This is a genomic window from Pseudomonas sp. 30_B (assembly GCF_017491605.1).
Taxonomy (GTDB): Bacteria; Pseudomonadota; Gammaproteobacteria; order Pseudomonadales; family Pseudomonadaceae; genus Pseudomonas.
In genome coordinates, this window is sequence record NZ_JAFGYY010000401.1 from 1 (window position 1) to 432 (window position 432).

At 70.6% G+C, this 432-nt stretch carries 1 protein-coding gene; it reads right to left on the reverse strand.

Going from position 1 to position 432, the window contains the following annotated elements; all coding sequences use genetic code 11:
- Positions 1–2 precede the first annotated feature (2 nt).
- On the reverse strand, positions 3–432 hold a 430-nt coding region (locus tag J5M67_RS28870), incomplete at its 5' end, for a thioesterase II family protein (protein WP_207888732.1).

The window sequence follows — 432 nt, forward strand, 5'->3', positions numbered from 1 at the left end:
CTTCATGAGTGTTCCTTGAGTGGGCGCAGCGAGCGGTCGATCTGCCCGGCGATGTGCGCGATGAGCGCCGGGTACGCGTGGCGCAGATAGAAATGGTCGCCGTCGAACGTCGTCACGCGGATCGGCCGGGACGCGACGTCCTGCCAGGCCTGCGCTTCGTCGCGGTCGAGCTCGGGATCGGCGAGCGGCAGCATCACGCCGAGCGGCGCGTCGAGCATCGGCGGCCGCTCGCGCCGGTAGGTCTCGATCGCGCGATAGTCGTCGCGGATCATCGGCAGATAGATCGCGCGCAGCGCCGGATCGTCGAGCAGCGCCGCGTGTTCGCCGGACAGCCGCGCGACGTCGTTCAGCAGCGCGGCGTCGGATTGCAGGTGCAGGCCCGACGCGCGCTGCCGGTGCGGCGGCGGATGCGACGAGACCGCGACATACAGC